Source organism: Pseudomonas aphyarum, assembly GCF_028657055.1.
In the GTDB taxonomy this organism is placed as follows: Bacteria; Pseudomonadota; Gammaproteobacteria; order Pseudomonadales; family Pseudomonadaceae; genus Aquipseudomonas; species Aquipseudomonas aphyarum.
This window is the reverse complement of the sequence record NZ_JAMDGS010000007.1, coordinates 403,802-421,803: the sequence shown is the minus strand read 5'-3', so window position 1 is coordinate 421,803 and position 18,002 is coordinate 403,802. Positions and strand designations below refer to the sequence as shown.

Below are 18,002 nucleotides of genomic sequence, written 5' to 3'. Positions count from 1 at the left end.
CAGCCGCAAGTGCTGGAAGAATCCGTCACCAGCGACACCACTGCGCTGAAAGACGATTTCCACCAGGGCTACCGCAACCGCTTCCAGGCCACCCCGTGGGACGTGCCGAACCGCCCGCCCCTGCGCCACCCGAAACCGCGCATCCTCGGCAGCCAGAGCGCCGTGGTCACCGGCCCGAAAGGTGAAGAAATCCACTGCGACGAATACGGCCGCGTCAAAGTCCAGTTCCACTGGGACCGCGACGGCCTCGCCGACGACAAAACCAGTTGCTGGCTGCGCGTCTCCAGCGCCTGGGCCGGCGCCCAATACGGCGGCATCGCCATCCCGCGCATCGGCATGGAAGTGCTGGTGACCTTCCTCGAAGGCGACCCCGACCAGCCGCTGATCAGCGGTTGCCTGTACCACAAGGAAAACACCGTCCCCTACGCCCTGCCGGCGAACAAGACGCGCACCACCTTCAAGACCCTGAGCTCGATGGGTGGCGGCGGCTTCAACGAACTGCGCATCGAAGACAAGAAAGGCCAGGAACAGATCTTCCTCCACGCCCAGCGCGACTGGGACGAGAACATCGAACACGACCAGAAAATCCGCGTCGGCAACGAACGCCACGACGTCGTGGAAAAGAACAGCTACACGGAATTCAAGGCCGAAGAACACCACACCGTCTACGAAGACCGCAAAGTCGAAGCACGGGCCAACGACCACCTGACCGTGGGCGTGAACCAGCACATCAAGATCGGCACCGGACAATTCATCGACGCCGGCCAGGAAATTCACCTGAGCAGCGGCATGAAGGTGGTGCTGGAGGCCGGGGCTGAACTGACGCTGGTCGGCGGTGGCAGCTTCATCAAGATCGATGGCGGCGGCGTGACCATGAGCGGGCCGGCGATCAACATCAACTCCGGCGGTGGGCCGGGGAGCGGCACGGGGGCGGCGCCGTTGATGCCGGGCGTGCTGAAGCAGGCGGATGCCGACAAGGCTGGCGCCGTACTGACGCCGGCGCAAATCAACACCCTCAAGCGTAATGCGCCGTTCTGTGAAGAGTGTGAAAAATGCAAGGCAGGTGCCTGTGCCATCTAATCGACTGACACCCAAGGACTGGCTGGCACAACAGCCACTGCAGAAAGACGAACGTCTGTATCTGGTCATCAGCGCCGCGAGCGATGCCGAAGCGCTCAAGGCCTTGTATCAGAGCGAACCGTCCGTGCAGGCCATTCCGGTCTGGGGCAGAACGCCCTACTCCACCTGGCAACCGGTGATGCCATACCTCGCCGAACTCCAGGCCAACTCGGCCTTCCTGCCCTGGATCACCGAAACCGACGCCCTCGACTGGGGCTGGCTAGCGGTCTCCCGCTCGGAGCCCAACGAAGTCTTCGAACATCTGCGCAGTTTGACTCAAGTGAAGATGCCGGACGGGACCGAAGTGTTTTTCCGGTTCTGGGATGGGCGGCATATCTATCCGATTCTTGATGGGCTGGGTGAGACGGCTGGGGAAGTGTTGCCGGTGTTTGAGCGGTATCTGATTAATGGACGGAGCCTGGAAGTCGGGCCGCGGGTGGTGCCGAATGCGAAGGATTGGCCGTGGTGGGAGGTGCCGAAGAAGTTGCTGGATCAGTTGGCGAAAGAGGATCACACGACGCTGATCGGCAACTTGATGCAATGGCTCGAAGAAGCACGCCCGGACCTCTACAGCGCGTGGCCCGAGAACAACCTGAAACTGAAAATCACCCGTTTCGTGCGTCGCCCGGATGCTCCGGACAACCTTAAAGAAGCACTGTTAAACCACCTGATTCTGGAGCAAGGCTAAATGATCGCGAAGGAACGCATTGCTTTCATTGACAAACAACTCAACACCTTCAAAGACAGCTTGACGCTTTATCAGGAGCAAACAAAAACCTGGTATGCACAACTTGCTGACAAAGGCAGCCGAACTGCAGACTTGCCTTCACTGTTGGGCATGGAACGCATCATAAAGGTCGGAAGCACCAGCAAATCAGTGAGCATGACCGACGGCGACTTCACGTCGAACGTGGCTCGGTGCCCGCTGAAAGGCCCCCTGCTGATCGAAAGCAAATTCGAATCGGTTTATGACATTCCACTGGGCAATATCGACGTTGAAATCATTGCTGTGGAAGGTGGGGCAATCAGCAAGGTCAAGCTCGACGCCCAAGGTAAGGCAAGCTGGACTGGCGGCATTCCCGGCAAGTTTTACAAAATCCGCGTTCACAACGAAGTGACGCCTGGCCAGATCGATACATTGTTCAATTCCTACAAAGGAATCACGGCTGATCTGGAAGGCTTCCTGCGCAAAGAATGGGCCGGGTTCAAACCGCAATGGTCGAATCTGTCCGCATCCAGCATGGCTATGGCTGTTGGCAGCGGGATTCTTGAGGGTGGCTGGGAAGCCATCAAAGGGGTGTGGGATGGCATTAGCCTAGTGCTCGACATCCTTCAGGATCCGGGAAAGTTTGCCAAAGATTTGGGAGCGGGCACCCAAAAATTGATTGATCTGGCCAAACAATCTCCAGACGTCATGAAAAAAGCGATGTTACTAGCCAGCGACGAAGCTGCATTGTTCTTGATGGTACGCAGTGCCGTGATCTGGTTGGCAGGTTTACCACCAACGAAACTGGCAGGTGAATCAGCAAAGATGACAACTGCGGTGGTGGTCGGCATCGCCATCGACATCGTGATTGGTATCGTGCTAACCATTGCTGCCGAAGGTACGGGCGTAATCTATCTCGCCGCCCGCCTGAAAAAATACGGCCAGATCATCATCAAGGCTGTCACTGGTTTTGTGGAGTCGGTATTCAAGATCATCAAAGGATTCATGGAATACGTCGCCAAATACACCGCCGTTGCGGCGCGTGGAGTGACGGCGAAGGTGAGAAACGGCATCTCGGAGTTGCGTTTCGACGGTAAGCGAGTGACAACCGTCGAAGCACCAAAAGCCCATCACGACGCGCCTGCACAATCCAAGACGCCTGACGAAAAAAGTGCAACTTGCGCTAAAAACACATGCACGAATGGTTGCCCGGTTTCGATGGTGACCGGCGAAGAACTGCTGACACTGACTGATGGGGAACTGGATGGTATTTTGCCATTTTCCTGGACTCGTCTTTATCGCACTAGCGCAGCAGAAATCGATTGCGGCCTTGGCTATGGCTGGAGTCATGCGCTGGCACAACGGGTTGACGTCAACAATGATGAAGTAGTCTGGACTGACCACGAAAATCGAGTTATCACATTCCCGCTGCCGAGCCTGCAACGTCCAGCAATAACAAACAGCCTTTCTGAAGCTGCAATTTTTATTGGTGATGATCCCTCTGAGCTCATCCTTGCTCAGGCTGGCGAACGCTCCCAGTTTTATCATTTCCGCTACAACCGTACCGGCGCAACACTGATTGCTGTCAGCGACGCGTATGGCAACAGGCTGCATATCACTCGCGATATCCATGGCCGCATCAAGCGAGTCGATAACGGTGCAGGTCGTGCGTTGCTTCTGCGGTATGACCGCAAACACATTGTAGCCATCGAATATCAGCAATTCATCCCAGCAGACAATCTGGAAGATGCATGGAGCACAATCCAGACCATAGTTGCTTATAGCTACGACTCAGAACATCGACTGATCGCGGCAAAAAACGCAGCAGGTGAAACGGAGCACTACGCATACAACGCTCAGAACGTCATCCTAGAACGGCGCCTGGCTGGTGGTGCCATCTTTTACTGGGAATGGGAAAAGGAAGGTAAATCTGCCAGGTGCATCCATCACTGGGCTAACTTTTCGCAAATGGACACGCACTACGCTTGGGATGATAAAGGTAGTGTTACTGTCACCAATGCGGACGGCAGTGAAGAGGTCTACACCCACGATGACAAAGCACGACTAGTCGCCAAAGTTGATCCTGACGGTGCTGAAAATCTCAAAGCCTATGATGACAAGGGTCGTTTGGTCGCAGAGCAAGATCCTTTAGGTGCAATTACTGAATTCCATTACAACGAAACCGGGCGACTGATTGCGGTTATTCCTCCAGAAGAGGAACCCACAGGCTATGAGTACAGCCACGGATTCGTAAGCAAGGTCAGTCGCGGAAAAGCCACTTGGAAGTACCAACGCAACAACCAGGGCGATGTAACGCAGCAGACTGATCCAGATGGCAACACGACCCACTACAGTTACGACAACCGGGGACGACTGCTGGAAATCAGTCACTCCGACGGTGGCCGTCATCAATTGGGCTGGAACAACCTTGGCCAATTATTGGAGGAGCGCCTCCCTGACGGTGGTCAGCGTAAATATCGCTACGACGCACTCGGCCGGCAAATCACGCGCCAAGATGAGTCCGGCCAAATTACCCAGTATCAGTGGGATGCCGCTAACCGACTCTCGCAGATTACTCTGCCAGGTGGAGCCACTCGCGCTTATACCTACAACCCATATGGGCGCGTGACTGCCGAACGCGACGAACTCGGCCGCGTCACCCGCTACGAATATGCCGACAACCTGCACCTTGTCAGCCGTCGCATCAATCCTGACGGCAGCCAGTTGCGCTACCGCTACGACAACTCGCGCCTGCTGCTGACCGAAATCGAAAACGAGCGCGGCGAACACTACAACCTCGACTACTTCCCGAATGGCCTGATCCAGCAGGAAACCGGCTTCGACGGTCGTCGCACTGCGTACGAATACGACCTCAATGGCCAGTTGCTGAAGAAAACCGAATTCGGCGATGACGGCAGCGAGTTGGTGACTGAATACCAACGCGGTGCCGCTGGCAGACTGCTGGTGAAAACTCTTCCCGATGGCGAAGAAATCCACTACAGCTACGACGCCCTCGGTCGCTTGGTCAACGTCGACGACGGACACTGGCCGCTCGCCTACGAATACGACCTGCAAGATCGCCTCGTCACCGAACACCAGGGCTGGGGCACCTTGCGTTATGAGTACGACAGCGTCGGCCAGCTCAAGCACTGTCGCTTGCCCGATGGCAGCAAACTCGATTACCGCCATCAACCCGGGGGCCTACTAAGCGGCATCGATCTCAACGGCTCGCGCCTGACGTCTCACCAGTTCAGCGGTGGTCGCGAACAACAGCGCCAGCAGGGTCTGCTGCTCAGCCAGTATCAATATGACGAACAGGGTCGCTTGCAGGCTCACTACGTCAGCCAGCGCGACAAAAACCTGTTCCAGCGCCGCTACAACTACGATGCAAACGGCAACCTCGCCGGTATTGACGACAGCCGCAAAGGCAACCGCAGCTACCACTACGATCCGCTCGATCGCTTGATCAGCGTTCGTGGCGCTACGCCGGAAACCTTTGCTCACGATCCGGCCGGTAACCTGCTCGGCCAGAACAACGAAGGCACAGCCAACCTCGCCAACGTCAAAGGCAACCGTCTGTTGATGCAGGGTGATCGCCATTACGACTACGACGCCTTTGGCAACCTGATTCGCGAACGCCGTGGCGCTGGCCAGAAACTCGTCACTGAGTACCGCTACGACTCCCAGCATCGACTGATCGGCGCGAGCCTGCCGGGTGGCAGCACCGCGTCCTACAAGTACGACGCTTTCGGTCGTCGCATCGAGAAAACTGTCGATGGCCATACCACCGAATTCTTGTGGCAAGGCGAACGTCTGATTGCCGAAAGCGGTGACAATCGTTATCGCACTTATATCTACGAACCCGGCAGCTTCCGCCCGCTGGCCATGCTCGACGGCGAAGGCCCGCGCAAGGCAACGCCGTTCTACTACCAGCTCGACCATCTCGGCACACCGCAGGAGCTCACCGACTACAGTGGCGAGATCATGTGGTCCGCGAAGTACCGCGCCTACGGCAACCTCGCGGCGCTGGACGTCAGTGAAATCGATAACCCGTTGCGCTTCCAGGGTCAGTACTTCGATGCGGAGACAGGCCTACACTACAACCGTCATCGCTACTACAATCCAGAGTCTGGACGTTTTCTGACCCCTGACCCGATCAAGCTTGCGGGTGGGTTGAACAGCTATCAGTATGTGCCCAACCCTACCGGATGGGTCGATCCATTAGGTCTGAGCTGCACACCTGGCGCTTGTCCAAAAGTTCAATCCATAGACCCTAATGAGATACGCTTCTCCCAAAATAGCGTTTCCTATAACAAAGTGGATAGAGGAACCGGTGCAAACTTCAACTATGATGATCTTGTCAGCTCGATGAAGAAAAATGGATGGCAGGGCGATCCTATTGATGTAGTCCGCATGCCAGATGGAAAGCTTACCAGCATGGATAACACCCGTGTTAGAGCTGCACGAGAGGCAGGTATAAAAGTTGAGGCGAGAGAGTGGAAGCCAAACGATCCACTATCAGAAAGTAACAGAGAGCGATTTGAGGTAAACGATGTGATGCCCGACACGTGGGGTGAGGCATTGCAACTTAGAATTCAAAAACAAAAGCCGAAAAGATTTGGCAATGAAAACCCACATGGCTCTGACGACTTGCCAAAACTAACAGGAAAAAAATGAAGATCTTTCTCGATATTGAACAAATAGAAAACTATAACTTCCCAAGCGAATTTATAGAATTCGCAACTATGAAGCCTAAACCAGACATTGAGCCTTGGTGGCTATTAGTATACAAAGAAGGAAAAATAAACAATTGGCACAACACACTAAAAAAACTTTACCCAAAACGCACTCTAGTGCCTTTCGCAAAATTCAGCGCGAATGATGACATTGCTTGTTTTGAGGGCGAAGATTTATCTGGAAATCCAAAAGTTTTAATAATACACGCCTATGCTTCGGAAGGATGGGAGCTTCATGGAGAATATCCTGATTTTTGCACTTGGCTAAAAACAGCCATTGAGACCCATGCAGAATGGAACGAAGAAAATTGAAAAAATAACTATTAAATTTTATCTAAATACTCAGGGGGCACTGAGGATATCAACCAAACATTATTCTCTGCCCTAAAAAAAACGAACCCATCAAGAAACATTTCATGACTTTTCACGCGTAGAACAACGGATGACCCATACCGCTGACCAACGTCAAAAGCTAAGCCCTTATTTTCAGTCAAGTGCACGTAATGCCTAGCCCCAGCTTGCAACCCTTCTTTAAAAATTGAGTCAACAAAGCGATAGGCAGTACCATGATATAAATAACAAGGAGGCTGAACGACAGGGTAATCACGAGTTACCAATTTTGACGAATGCCCTTGTACAGCACGAACATACACCCCATCCTCTGAGATCTCAAATCGTCGCTTATCGCTTCCCAACACTACCCTCTTCACAACCTCATCATCCGCCACCACCCCTAACTTTTGCATCCCTATCAGAAGACTGTCGAGCCTTGCCCAACCCTCTGAATCTAAATGCAGCCCAACAGATTCAGGTTTATGACGCAGCAGAAAACTCATGGTTTTACTTAGACGATCAACTTCACCAGTCATAACAATTTCCTAATAGCAAAGAGCACGAATAACGACCATACAAAAATATATAACAATTAAAACATAAAAACAAATCACCAATTAAAGGCTACAAATTTATTTTCCGCCAAAGAAAACAAATCCGACCTTTCTCACCAGCCAATTTTTCATGACAAAAATAATCGTCTCACTTTCGGAAAGATCAATGTTAGAAAACAATAAAACAATAGAAATCAATGGAGAGGACGCCCTTGAGGTTCTAGCGGAAATTGAATTTATCTTGATTTCGCTGCACAAAATGGGAAGCTACTATTGCGACAAGCCTGTCAACGATTATCAAAAAGCGACTACCGATTTTATTGACAACGAGAAGGTGACTCAAAGACTTGCGAAGGTGAGAAAAATCATCTCTACAAAATTTGATTCAACCCTCGGAGAGGATGACATGGACGATATTGAGCGTCATATGGAAGGAATCCAATTTTGGAAGCCTTAGACAACCTTTCTTTGCTATTCCAATAATTCGGGATTAACTCTAAAAACCATCGGGCATTTTTTTAGATTTTCCAATCAAAGAAAAACCTCATCAAAAACCCTCCAACTAATAATCAGCCATGAAAATCACAATATCGCGCATAGTTAAAATCCACACAGAAAAGACCCTTGTTGAATTCTCCACCCTTTATGGAGAAGGTCTTTCAAGCTTATTCACTCTAGAGGCAAGAGAAAACCGTCCCTATGACGTAGAAATAAATATTGATGATGATTTTTATTGGGGTAAAAACATCTTCACCTCAATGAGCAACACACCCTCAATTCGCCACGAAGCCGAAACAACCTATATAACAGCAGAGCTAATTTCTATTACCGAAGATGGATGCGGTTCGCTGAGACTTGGCAATTCCATCATCTTCATCTCACTAAAAAACGACAATAAAGATCTTATTTTTCCGAGTTTTGTTGAGATCTTAGCTATTCAAATCACCCTTTACCCAACCAACATCTGAGCAGTGCTCAAAAAGCCCCCCTCAAATACCTCTGGATATAACTAAATGAACACAAGCAAAATCATCACCCTCGGAGGCAAAATAACTCTCGATGACATTTCCCAGCTTGATCAAACAATCGACATTTCTCTCGAAATAGAAAACTTGAAGGAAGACCTTTTTCAAGCGACTTTCCCATGCGGCCAAATACTCGATATCGGATGGTATCCAGAATTCAGCACATACGGTTCCTTTGTAATCTCTCTAATCCGCAATCAAGACTGGCAAAATCCGACTCATTGTGAAAAAGCCAAAAACTGGGCAGAGCTGAAAATCGCGCTAGAGAACATATTAAAAAACCTGGAAAGCTAGAATCGACAAACGCTTCCGATATATGGAGTAAACCAACTGTCCGAGACAACATCACCGCTATCCCCCTCAATCATCCCCTCCAAAACATCATACTTAACCACCACCCGATTCCCATACAACCGCTCCCTCTCCACCAACGCCCCCACCTGCCCCTTCTCCCTCACCTCCCGCCAAATGTCATTCTCCCGATACACCCGCTCCCCCTCCCGCACGAACCGATGCCCCAACTCAAACACGTGATACCGATAAGCCCGCTCCCGATCACACAACAACTCCCCCTCCAGTTGCGTCTCCCCGACCTTCAGCTTCAGCTGAAAGCTGCGATCCGTCGGGTTGTGCAGGACCAGGTCGATGTAGTTGTAGAAGATCGCCGCGCCGGAGCCGAATGGCAGGACGCGGCCGTCGTCCGGGAAGGGGTCGAAGCTGTGGTTGGCGCGTTCAATGACGATCAGGGGTGAGTGAATGGCCATCCAGTGGATGAGGTTGCTGAGTTGGCAGATGCCGCCGCCGATGCCGGTGCGGGCTTGGCCGAATGAGAGTTCCATGCCTTCGACGTAGCCGCGTTGGCGGGTCGGGCGGCCGACGAGGCGGCAGAAGGAGAAATATTCGCCGGGGGCGATGGTGACGCCATCGATGGCGGCGACGGCGAGTTTGAGGTTGATGACTTTGTTGTGTTGCAGCGCAAGGTCGGAGTCGCCGAGTTTGCGGATCAGTTTTGAGGTGTGTTTGAGGTAGCGGTAAGGCAGGCGCTCGGACGTCGTGACAGGCCGCGCGTAGCGTTTGCTCGAGCAGTGCCAGGCGATGTGGCGGAACAGTCTTTTTTGCCACACGCGCAGCCAGTAAAGGGCCGGGTGGTAGAGGGAAAGTGGTTTCATCCGTGGCGAACGGCGCGGGCCGTTGTCTTCCTTGAGCTTCAAAGGGCGGCGCATCTTACCGTGGAACCGCGCTTGATCGCCAAGCGCCTCGCCGGTGTCGCAAGCCGTAACAAGTCGCCCGGCTCGGGCGCTCGGAAATTAAGCTTGAACTAAGGTTGCGTCCCTACCATCCGGGCCACAAAGCAGCGGTTCTGTGTGCTGATTGCCGTCAGCAGAACCCTTCAACTTGAAGTGAGCCCAGACCATGAGTGCGATCGATTCCACCTCTAAACAACTGCCCGCCTTCAGTCTTGTATTGGTCAATTACAAGACGCCGGAAATAACCCGGATGTGCCTGGAGTTTCTCCAGCAATACGTCAAGGATCATCAAATTCCGGTGTGGGTGGTGGACAACGATTCCGCCGATGAAAGCCTGATCTACTTGCGGTCTCTGGACTGGATCAACTTGATCGAGCGCCCTTCACCCGGCAGGGAAGCGGGACATATCGCTCATGGCAAGGCACTTGATCTGGCACTTGCGAAAGTTGAAACCGATTACCTGTTTTTGCTGCACACCGACACTTTCGTTTTTGACAGCACTGTCTTTTCGATGATGATGAATGAGTGCATGCAATCTTTGGATACAGCGGCGGTAGGTTGCGTCGAGCAATTGGATCGCGGCGTCCTTAGAGACACCTGGCGCTTGTCTTCACGTTACTTCAAACACTATTTCCGCCGGGCAAAACAGCACTTGGGGTTGCCGTCCCGAGATCCAAAACCCTACCGGGAAACTCACCTGAAAAGCTTCTGCACCTTGTGGAATGCACGGCTGATCAAGGCTCACGGGCTGCATTTTTCGATGGACGACCGGGTCCCGGGATACACGCTGCAGGATCGTTTAAGCAGCCTTGGCTACGGCATCAAATGTCTCTCGCCACGGACGATCTTCCGCTACCTGGATCACATCCAGGCCGGCACCGTGGCCGCGATCGGTGGATACGGTACGCAACACCGCCGCACCACCATGTATCAGGAAACGCTCAAGCGCCTACAGTTACAACCAGGCATGCGACCTGCAAAATAGTAAGACAATAAAAAAGGGCGACTTGAAAGTCGCCCTTTTTGCATCTGAATTCTTTGCCCTCCACTCCGGGGAGGTGTTCGCCCAGTGTAATGGCCTGGCAATCCATGCACCGGTAAAGAGCCCTGACACTGGGCGAACGGGAGGGATTTTAATGGAAGTTGGCGGATATGTCGTGCTAATTGAAGATGAAATTTATGTACTAAAAAGTTAACGGATATTGATGACCGATATTTCCCGACAAACTTTCAGAATTGTCCGACTCGAACATTTTATATGACTGTTCTCATACCATTACTTGTACAAGAACAGTCATTCTGTAGAGTCAATACTCAACTTTCATGCTGACTGGTCACTTTTAATACATCGGTGTAAGTGACCACGACGCTCTGTCCGACTTTCAGGTTTTTCAGTTTGGCCTGAATCTCAGGCTTTTCGACGTTGAGGGTTTTCGACTGGCCCGAGGGGTTTTCCAGGGTCACCTGGTTTTTCGCCAAATCAATTTTGGTGATTTTCAGTTGCACCTGAACCTGGCGGAATGCCTCGCCACCGGGGTTGCTGCTGCCCACGGCGTTGCGCAGTTCACCGGTGCGCTCGGTGGAGCCTGGCAGACCTTTATCCACGTCGGTGTCCAGATAAGCGGCGACCGAACGTGTTACCTGGATCTGAACTTGATCGCCAACCTTCAGGTTGCCGAGGTTTTTCGCCTTGTCGCTGAGCTGAATGTGCACCTGGCGACCTTCCGCGCCTTCAAGGACGACCTGATGATTGGCCGGGTCAACCGCCAGTACTTTGGTGGTCACCTGATCGGCCTCGACAGCCGCCGACAAAGGAATATCGGCAGCAAACGCCGTGGAAGCGGACAGAACAGTGGCAAGTGCAATGGCGTGCGTCAGTGTTTGAAGCTTCATAAGCGGTACTTTCCCTGTGATGGATGGCAGCACCCGGCGCCGAATCGGTGTCGGCACCGGGCGTGCCAAGGAGCATAGACGCTGATCGGCGGTTGCTCCTCGATCCGGGTCAATCAGTACCCGGTCATCTCCAGATAACCCTGCCCGCTCCGATTGCCGCTCAGGCGCACCGGCCCTTCCCAATAGGGAATGCGCAGGTTCATCCAGGCGTCGGGGTTGATTGCATCAAGGGTGATCTGCAGATTTTTTTCCGCAATGCCGATCGACCAGCGTACCGGCATCGAACGGCCGGCAACCTTCGCAGTGTCCTGCGGGGTCAGCTTGATCTGCTCGGCGTGCAGGGTTTCGGTCTGGCCATCGGCGGCAATCCACGTGCCGGTCAGGTACGGCGCGCCATCCTTCTGGCGCATGCGGTACAGCATGACGTGTTCGCCGCCGTCCAGATGCAAAGAGAACCAGTCCCACCCCGTCTGGTTGGCGGTCAGCGGCTGGCTGCTCCACTCGCGATCAAGCCACGCCGGGCCGTTGACGGTGTAGGTCTGGCCGTCGATCTGCAGGGTGCCGCTGGCCTGGAAAAACGGCTGGCTGTAGTAATACGACGCCTGGCCCTGTTCGGATTTCTGGCTGAAACCCTTGTCGCCCTGCAGCACCAACGGACGGCTGGAAGTCAGGCGCAGCTGGTAGCTGAAGTTCTTGTCCCGGGCGCTGAGTTGCAGGTCAGCCAGCGGATCGCTCGCCTGACTGACGAAACGCCAGTCATCGATCCACGCCTCGAACGGCGCTGCACGCACACCTGCCTGCCCGACGCCGCCACGGGCGTAACGCTCGGCGGCATGGTGGACGCTCGCTGAGGTCACCGCCGCATGCCCGAGCCAGATCGTCTGGTTGGCCCAGCCCGGCTGCTGCGGCGAGGCGTTCAGAGCGCTGCGAAACAACGTCCACTGCACGCCGAAATCGTTGCCCTGCGCGTCCTTGAGATTGGCCGTCACGTACCACCATTCAATACGAAAACCGTCATGGGCGCCGTGATCCGCCGGGAAGCTGAACACCCGCCCCGGCACCACCGGCGTAAAGGCCTGCGCCTGAGCGCCCATTCCGGCGAAGCCTTTCTGCTCCGATGCCGGGTTGTCGCAACCACTGAGCAACAACGTCAGAAACACCGCCGCCAACCTAATCCTCATGGGCAAACGTCCTCAACAAGTCCGCCGGTTGCGTGCGGTACAGCGAATACAGCGGCCACGCCGAGGCCAGCAACGTCGCCAGCAGCGCCAGCCCCATCAGTTGCAGCAACTGCAACGGAAACACCCGCAGCGGCAGACGCCAGCCAAAGGCCTGTACGTTGATCACCGCGTCCAGACACCACGCCAGGCCGATGCCCAACGGCAAGGCCAGCACCAGCGTCAGCAACGCCAGAAGCCACGTTTGCCCAAGATTGAGCAGCATCAATTGCCGTCGCGTCACGCCCAACGCCCACAACGGTGCGAGCTGGCCGAGACGGCTCTGGCTCTGGGTCAGCAGGCTGATGAACAGCGCCACACCGGCGACGGCCAACGTCAGGCTATTCAGCGCGGCGGTCGCGGCGAAGGTGCGTTCGAAGACTTGCACCGACCAACCCTTGAGCCGCGCCTGATCGACGATGCGGCTGTCATCGAGCTGGAAGCGTGCCTGCAAGGCCGTGAGCAACGCCGGAATGTTCGGCGGGTCGATGCGCAGGTTGAAGCGGTTCGGCGTCAGCTGCGGCCAGCCGCGCAACAGGTGATTGCTGTTGACCAGCACATGGCCCTTGGGATTGCCGTAGTCGGCGTAGATCCCGACGATACGCGGCGACCACGACCCGCCCGGCGTGGGAATCGTCAGGTGATCGCCCGGCGCCACTTTCAAGCGCCGCGCCAGTTGTTCGCTGAGCATCACTGCATCGTCCTTGGCCAGCGCCGCCCACGGGTCGTCTCCTCGAGATTCGAGCAACGGCCAGTGCTGGCGATAGTGCGGATGATCGATGATCCCGAACACGTCCGCCGGCCAGCCTTGCAGCGTCACCGAAACCTGCCAGTTGGGCATGATCGCGGTGACGCTCGGTTGTTGTTTGAGCCAGGTGTACAGCTCTCGCGCCTGAGCCGGGTTGCTCGGGTTCAGATAGAGCTCGGCGGTGAGCCGTTGTTCGAGCCAATCATTGAAGGTCTGGCGGAAACCGGCGGTCATGCTGCCGGCGCCGATGTTCGCCGCCATTGCCAGCAGCAGCGCCATCAAGGCCAGGCTCAACGCCGGCAATTGCTGGCGGCAATCGGCGAGAAACCATTGCCCGAGCACCGAGCGGCTGCGCCCGAGCAAACCATTGAGCAGCGCGCTGAGCAACACCGGCAACGCCAGCGCGGCGCCGAGCAACAGCCCCGCCATCAACACAAAACCGCTGGCCAGGCTGTTGCCCCACACCAGCGCCGCCAGCGCAATCACTGCACAGATACCCGCGATCCAACCCTGACGCCGCAACCAGCGCGCATGTTGCTGATGCCAGGCCTGAGGATCCGCCACCGCCAGCAACGGCAGACGCGCCGCCCGCAGCAGACTGTTGGCCCCGGCCAGCAATGCGCCGAGCAGACTCAAGCCGATGCCGCTGAACCACCACCACGGACTCAGGCGCAACTGCCCCGCCACTTCCGCGCCGTACAGACCGCGCAGGCTGGCGGCGACGTCCGGCAACAGCAAGCTCGCCAGCCAGTAACCGCTGACCACGCCGAACAATCCGCCGATCAACGCCAGCGCGCCGAGCTCGACGATCAGGCAAGCGATCAGCATCCGCGCGCTGACCCCGCAGGCTCTCAAGGTGCGCAGCAATCCCCGGCGTTGCTCCAGCGCCAGACCGATAGCCGCGTGGACGATGAACAAACCAACAATGAAAGAGAGAAACCCGAGGGCATCGAGGTTGAGGTGGAAGCTTTCGGTCAGTCGCGCAAGGTTGTTTTCCTCGCCACTACTTTTGAGCTGCAACTGGCCCTTTAACGCGGGTGGGACGTCGGCGTGAAAATCCTTCGGCAACAGCAGACGTGACAGTTGATCGGGTTGTTCGAGCACGCGCTGAGCGACGCCAATGTCCACCAGCAGCACGCCGGGGGCCATGTCGGTTTGCGCGCGCAGTGGCGGCAACGTCTGGCCGGTTTCGGTGGCCGGGGTCGCGCCCTCGGCGAGGTTCAGCGCCCGCAAGGTTTCGGGAGAAATCCAGGTGCTGCCCGGAGGGCTGAAGAACTCGACAATGCGCTCGATTGGCATCGCCTGCCCGGCCACCGCGCTGTCGCCGGGCAAGGACACAGGCTCGATGCCCATCAATTGCAGACGCTGATTTTCGTGGTCCTTGAGCGTCAAGCGCCCTTGCAGCACCGGCGACACCGGCCAGCCCAGACGCCGAAGGTCAACGAACCATTGTTGCGGGAAGGTCGCGCCGCTCGGCGTGCTGAGGCTGGCCTGGGGTTCGCCACCGATCAACTGGCTGGCCCGGGCGTAACTGTCTCGCGCCTGACTGTTGAGCGCTTCGACCCCGGTCAACAGACTGGTGGCCAGCCACAACCCGGTCAGCACGCTGAAAAACTGCACCGGATGGCGCCGCCAGTGACTGAGCAGCGCCATCAGCGCATGGCGGAAAACCTTCACGTCAACCGACCGCTGGACAGCACCACGCGCTCCGCCAGCCGCGCCGCCACGCGCTGACTGTGGGTGACCATCAGCAAAGTGGTCGGGGTGTCGTCGAGCAATTCCAGCAACAGTCGCAGCACTTCGTCGCTGGTGGCTTCGTCGAGGCTGCCGGTGGGCTCGTCGGCCAGCAGCAGTTTAGGTTGCGCGGCCAGCGCCCGACCGAGCGCAACCCGCTGTTGCTGGCCGCCGGAGAGTTGTTCGGGATAGCGCTTGAGCAATTCGCCCAACCCCAGACGCTGCACCAGATGATGCTGCCAACGCGGGTCATGCCGCCCGGCCAGCCGCGCCTGAAACGCCAGGTTGTCCTCAATCCGCAGGCTGCCGATCAGGTTGTACTGCTGGAACACCAGACCGATTTCGGTGCGCCGCCAGTTGGCCAGTTGCGCCTCGTTCATCCGGTCCAGCCGATGTTCACCGCTGCTGATGCTGCCGCTGTCGACTTTATCGAGCCCGGCGATCAGGTGCAGCAGCGTGCTCTTGCCGCTGCCTGACTCGCCCATCAGCGCCAGGCTGCTGCCGGGCTTGAGCGTCAGGTCGATGCCTTGCAGCACTGGCAACGGGCCTTGCGGGGTGAGGTAGCTTTTGAAGACGTTTTGAACCTGGAGCATGCCGCCATCCGATCGATCCGTGTGGGCCAAGGATAGCGGATACCGACGCGTTACTGCCCCACCGCCACACTCGTCGGCGCCTCACCCGGCGTGACGATGCTGTTCAGGTCGATGTGTTTCCACTCGGGTTTGGCCCCCAGCCGTGCGTTGAAGCGGTAGTTGAAGGTGAATTCATCCGCCGTCGCCACGCTCAGCGGTTTGCCGTACACCGCTTCGATTCCCGGCAGGTCGTAGCCCATCAACTGCAACAGGGTCGGGAAGATGTTGTAGTGACTGGAGCGATCCTTGTTCGCCGCCAGTTGCGCCGACCAGTCGAGCGTGTGCAACTGATCGCCCTGGATCACCACCAGCGGCACCAGCCCCTCTTCCTCCACCGGGTCGCCGCCGCAGTGGGTATTCAGCCCCGGATTGCCGCGTTCATGCAAATCCTGGCCGTGGTCGGAGGTGTAGATCAGCAGCGCGTTGTTCAGATTGGCCTGGGCAAACACTCGCGAGAAGAACTCGCCGACATTCCACAGCACGGTGTTCTTGTAGGCATTGCGATACAGCACCCAGTCATCCGGCTGGCCGTTGAAACCGGTGCGTTCACCGGTGTCGGCGACTTCCGTGAACTGCCCGCGGGGCAAGGTCGGACGGTAGGCCATAAAGGCGTCCGGGTATTTGTCGTGCACCGGGAAATGTGCGCCGACCTTGTTGATCAGCACCAGCTCCGGCTTGTCGTCGTTGAGCAGTTCGATCAGCTTGGCGGCGGCGGCCATGTCGCGGTCGCGCACGCTGGTCTGGTCGAATTGCACGAATTCGTCGATGTCCTTTTTCTCGGCATCGTTCATCAGGTTCTGCAGGTTGCCGCCGGTGCGCTGAGCGTCGATGTAGACCGTGCGCATGCCAGCCTTTTTGGCGTACTGCCAGATCGACGGCAGCGTGCTGTTGATCCGCATGTAGTCGGCGCGGGTGCCGCCGTAGCGCAGGGTGATGTTGGTGTCGGCGCTGCAATTGGCGATGGACGCCGCGTAGCCGTAATTGAAGATTTCGACGCCCGGACGGGCCTGCTTGAGGTTGCTGTGCACGCCGAACGGCGCGTTGATGTCCAGGTAATTGCCGGAAATGCTCTCGTCGATGATCAGCACGATGTCGTGGCCGACCGCCGGGCCATTGCGCGCCAGGGTCACCGACTCACGGGGGCCGACGGTGTTGTGCAGCGCTTCGTAGCCGAACAGGTTCAGATAGGCCAGCGGCGTGTACATGATCGGCAATCCGCGCGCGCCCTCGCCGGCGCGCACGAACAACACGGCGCTGAGCAGCAACACACCGCAGAGCGGCGCAGCGATCCGCAAGGCATTGGGTATCGGGATCGTGTGTCGCGGCTTCAGACCGATCCCGAACAACAGCAACAACCCGTTGAGCAGCCCGTGGATGATCGCCCCCCGGTACTGATACGCCGCCTCCTGGATGAAGCCGCCGGAGTACACCAGCGAGACGAAACTGCTGTAGGTCAGGTAATCGGCGGTGACCCTCGTATAAACATCGAAGAACACCGCCGAAACAAACAGGGTTAATGCGAACAAATGCCGAATGAAAGTCTGACGTATATAGGCCGTTAGTAATAATGCGAAAGTGAGCGCCAAAAACATCGCGCCAAAAAGAAGTACTGCCGGACCGACTCCCATGGCGCTTAAACGTTCAAGGTAATAATCGGAATAAAGCAGCAGATAAATAATTAAAAGCAGTTCTTTCAAATATCGAAACATGGCGATTCCGGGGCGTGTCCGACGGGGAATGGTCAATCGTTTGTCGGTCAAAATCTGACACTAGCACCGGGCCATCAAAGCGCAAGAAATGCCCGACATCGGGCAAAAGCGTCAAAAAAACATTGACTCAAATCTGACACACCCAAGTCGTTAAAACCCTTGAATTTCACGGTCTGCGACCGTCCATCGTTTTCTTTGAAATGTGAAAAACATGTCAAGGACGGGACAAATCCATCTACAGCAAGCACTTGATGGCCATTCGCCCCCAAAACTGGGGGTGTTATACACCTGCAACATGTCATTTTGCTGACATGCTTTCCCCACGCTGCGCTATACCCCTTTTGACAGT

Annotated in this window: 14 protein-coding genes and 1 pseudogene; 8 read left to right on the top strand and 7 right to left on the bottom strand. The window is 56.0% G+C overall.

What is annotated here, in order from left to right; translation table 11 throughout:
- From tssI to M5G18_RS12330, 4 genes are all read left to right on the top strand, one after another.
- A partial coding sequence (tssI, locus tag M5G18_RS12345) for a type VI secretion system tip protein TssI/VgrG (protein ID WP_273899749.1) occupies window positions 1-1,080 on the top strand: 1,080 nt, incomplete at its 5' end.
- Window positions 1,070-1,807 carry a DUF4123 domain-containing protein gene (locus M5G18_RS12340; protein WP_273899751.1) on the top strand — a complete coding sequence of 246 codons (738 nt, stop codon included), beginning with the start codon at window positions 1,070-1,072 and terminating at the stop codon, window positions 1,805-1,807. The genes tssI and M5G18_RS12340, both read left to right, overlap by 11 nt.
- On the top strand, window positions 1,808-6,502 hold the full coding sequence (locus tag M5G18_RS12335) for an RHS repeat-associated core domain-containing protein (RefSeq protein ID WP_273899752.1): 4,695 nt from the start codon (window positions 1,808-1,810) through the stop codon (window positions 6,500-6,502).
- On the top strand, window positions 6,499-6,873 hold the full coding sequence (locus tag M5G18_RS12330; protein ID WP_273899754.1) for a hypothetical protein: 375 nt from the start codon (window positions 6,499-6,501) through the stop codon (window positions 6,871-6,873). The genes M5G18_RS12335 and M5G18_RS12330 overlap by 4 nt, the downstream gene beginning before the upstream one ends.
- A gap of 11 nt (window positions 6,874-6,884) precedes the next feature.
- Here the strand turns inward: M5G18_RS12330 and M5G18_RS12325 are convergent, their stop codons facing one another.
- The gene (locus M5G18_RS12325) at window positions 6,885-7,430 is read right to left on the bottom strand and encodes an RNA 2'-phosphotransferase (RefSeq protein ID WP_074687770.1); all 546 of its coding nucleotides are present in this window, start codon (window positions 7,428-7,430) and stop codon (window positions 6,885-6,887) included.
- A gap of 184 nt (window positions 7,431-7,614) precedes the next feature.
- Between M5G18_RS12325 and M5G18_RS12320 the strand changes: the two genes are divergently transcribed.
- From M5G18_RS12320 to M5G18_RS12310, 3 genes are all read left to right on the top strand, one after another.
- The gene (locus M5G18_RS12320; RefSeq protein WP_273899756.1) at window positions 7,615-7,905 is read left to right on the top strand and encodes a hypothetical protein; all 291 of its coding nucleotides are present in this window, start codon (window positions 7,615-7,617) and stop codon (window positions 7,903-7,905) included.
- A gap of 118 nt (window positions 7,906-8,023) precedes the next feature.
- Window positions 8,024-8,416 carry a hypothetical protein gene (locus tag M5G18_RS12315; RefSeq protein ID WP_273899757.1) on the top strand — a complete coding sequence of 131 codons (393 nt, stop codon included), beginning with the start codon at window positions 8,024-8,026 and terminating at the stop codon, window positions 8,414-8,416.
- Between the two features lie 45 nt (window positions 8,417-8,461).
- Window positions 8,462-8,767, top strand: a complete 306-nt coding sequence (locus M5G18_RS12310; RefSeq protein ID WP_085607638.1) for a hypothetical protein — start codon at window positions 8,462-8,464, stop codon at window positions 8,765-8,767.
- Window positions 8,768-8,829: 62 nt separating this feature from the next.
- Here the strand turns inward: M5G18_RS12310 and M5G18_RS12305 are convergent.
- Window positions 8,830-9,642 (bottom strand): annotated as a pseudogene (locus M5G18_RS12305) (VanW family protein); the annotation flags it as partial.
- Between the two features lie 244 nt (window positions 9,643-9,886).
- Between M5G18_RS12305 and M5G18_RS12300 the strand changes: the two are divergent.
- Window positions 9,887-10,705, top strand: coding sequence for a glycosyltransferase family 2 protein (locus tag M5G18_RS12300; RefSeq protein ID WP_273899758.1), 819 nt, complete (start codon window positions 9,887-9,889; stop codon window positions 10,703-10,705).
- A gap of 329 nt (window positions 10,706-11,034) precedes the next feature.
- Here the strand turns inward: M5G18_RS12300 and M5G18_RS12295 are convergent, their stop codons facing one another.
- The 5 genes from M5G18_RS12295 to M5G18_RS12275 all read right to left on the bottom strand — a co-directional run bounded on the left by M5G18_RS12295 (window position 11,035) and on the right by M5G18_RS12275 (window position 17,653).
- Complete coding sequence (locus M5G18_RS12295) at window positions 11,035-11,613, bottom strand: hypothetical protein (protein WP_273899759.1); 579 nt, start codon at window positions 11,611-11,613, stop codon at window positions 11,035-11,037.
- A 113-nt stretch (window positions 11,614-11,726) separates the two neighbouring features.
- The gene (locus M5G18_RS12290; protein ID WP_273899760.1) at window positions 11,727-12,794 is read right to left on the bottom strand and encodes a lipocalin-like domain-containing protein; all 1,068 of its coding nucleotides are present in this window, start codon (window positions 12,792-12,794) and stop codon (window positions 11,727-11,729) included.
- Window positions 12,784-15,255 carry an ABC transporter permease gene (locus tag M5G18_RS12285; RefSeq protein ID WP_273899761.1) on the bottom strand — a complete coding sequence of 824 codons (2,472 nt, stop codon included), beginning with the start codon at window positions 15,253-15,255 and terminating at the stop codon, window positions 12,784-12,786. Before M5G18_RS12285 ends, M5G18_RS12290 begins: the two co-directional genes overlap by 11 nt.
- Complete coding sequence (locus M5G18_RS12280; protein ID WP_007956196.1) at window positions 15,252-15,905, bottom strand: ABC transporter ATP-binding protein; 654 nt, start codon at window positions 15,903-15,905, stop codon at window positions 15,252-15,254. Before M5G18_RS12280 ends, M5G18_RS12285 begins: the two co-directional genes overlap by 4 nt.
- Window positions 15,906-15,955: 50 nt before the next feature.
- The gene (locus M5G18_RS12275) at window positions 15,956-17,653 is read right to left on the bottom strand and encodes a sulfatase-like hydrolase/transferase (RefSeq protein WP_273899762.1); all 1,698 of its coding nucleotides are present in this window, start codon (window positions 17,651-17,653) and stop codon (window positions 15,956-15,958) included.
- Between the last annotated feature and the right edge of the window lie 349 nt (window positions 17,654-18,002).

What these genes read in the sequence shown, in the direction of transcription:
- M5G18_RS12335 (WP_273899752.1), top strand. Translation starts at nt 1,808, where the DNA reads ATGATCGCGAAGGAACGCATTGCTTTCATTGACAAACAACTCAACACC.
- M5G18_RS12330 (WP_273899754.1), top strand. Translation starts at nt 6,499, where the DNA reads ATGAAGATCTTTCTCGATATTGAACAAATAGAAAACTATAACTTCCCA.
- M5G18_RS12325 (WP_074687770.1), bottom strand. Translation starts at nt 7,430, where the DNA reads ATGACTGGTGAAGTTGATCGTCTAAGTAAAACCATGAGTTTTCTGCTG.
- M5G18_RS12320 (WP_273899756.1), top strand. Translation starts at nt 7,615, where the DNA reads ATGTTAGAAAACAATAAAACAATAGAAATCAATGGAGAGGACGCCCTT.
- M5G18_RS12315 (WP_273899757.1), top strand. Translation starts at nt 8,024, where the DNA reads ATGAAAATCACAATATCGCGCATAGTTAAAATCCACACAGAAAAGACC.
- M5G18_RS12310 (WP_085607638.1), top strand. Translation starts at nt 8,462, where the DNA reads ATGAACACAAGCAAAATCATCACCCTCGGAGGCAAAATAACTCTCGAT.
- M5G18_RS12300 (WP_273899758.1), top strand. Translation starts at nt 9,887, where the DNA reads ATGAGTGCGATCGATTCCACCTCTAAACAACTGCCCGCCTTCAGTCTT.
- M5G18_RS12295 (WP_273899759.1), bottom strand. Translation starts at nt 11,613, where the DNA reads ATGAAGCTTCAAACACTGACGCACGCCATTGCACTTGCCACTGTTCTG.
- M5G18_RS12290 (WP_273899760.1), bottom strand. Translation starts at nt 12,794, where the DNA reads ATGAGGATTAGGTTGGCGGCGGTGTTTCTGACGTTGTTGCTCAGTGGT.
- M5G18_RS12280 (WP_007956196.1), bottom strand. Translation starts at nt 15,905, where the DNA reads ATGCTCCAGGTTCAAAACGTCTTCAAAAGCTACCTCACCCCGCAAGGC.
- M5G18_RS12275 (WP_273899762.1), bottom strand. Translation starts at nt 17,653, where the DNA reads ATGTTTCGATATTTGAAAGAACTGCTTTTAATTATTTATCTGCTGCTT.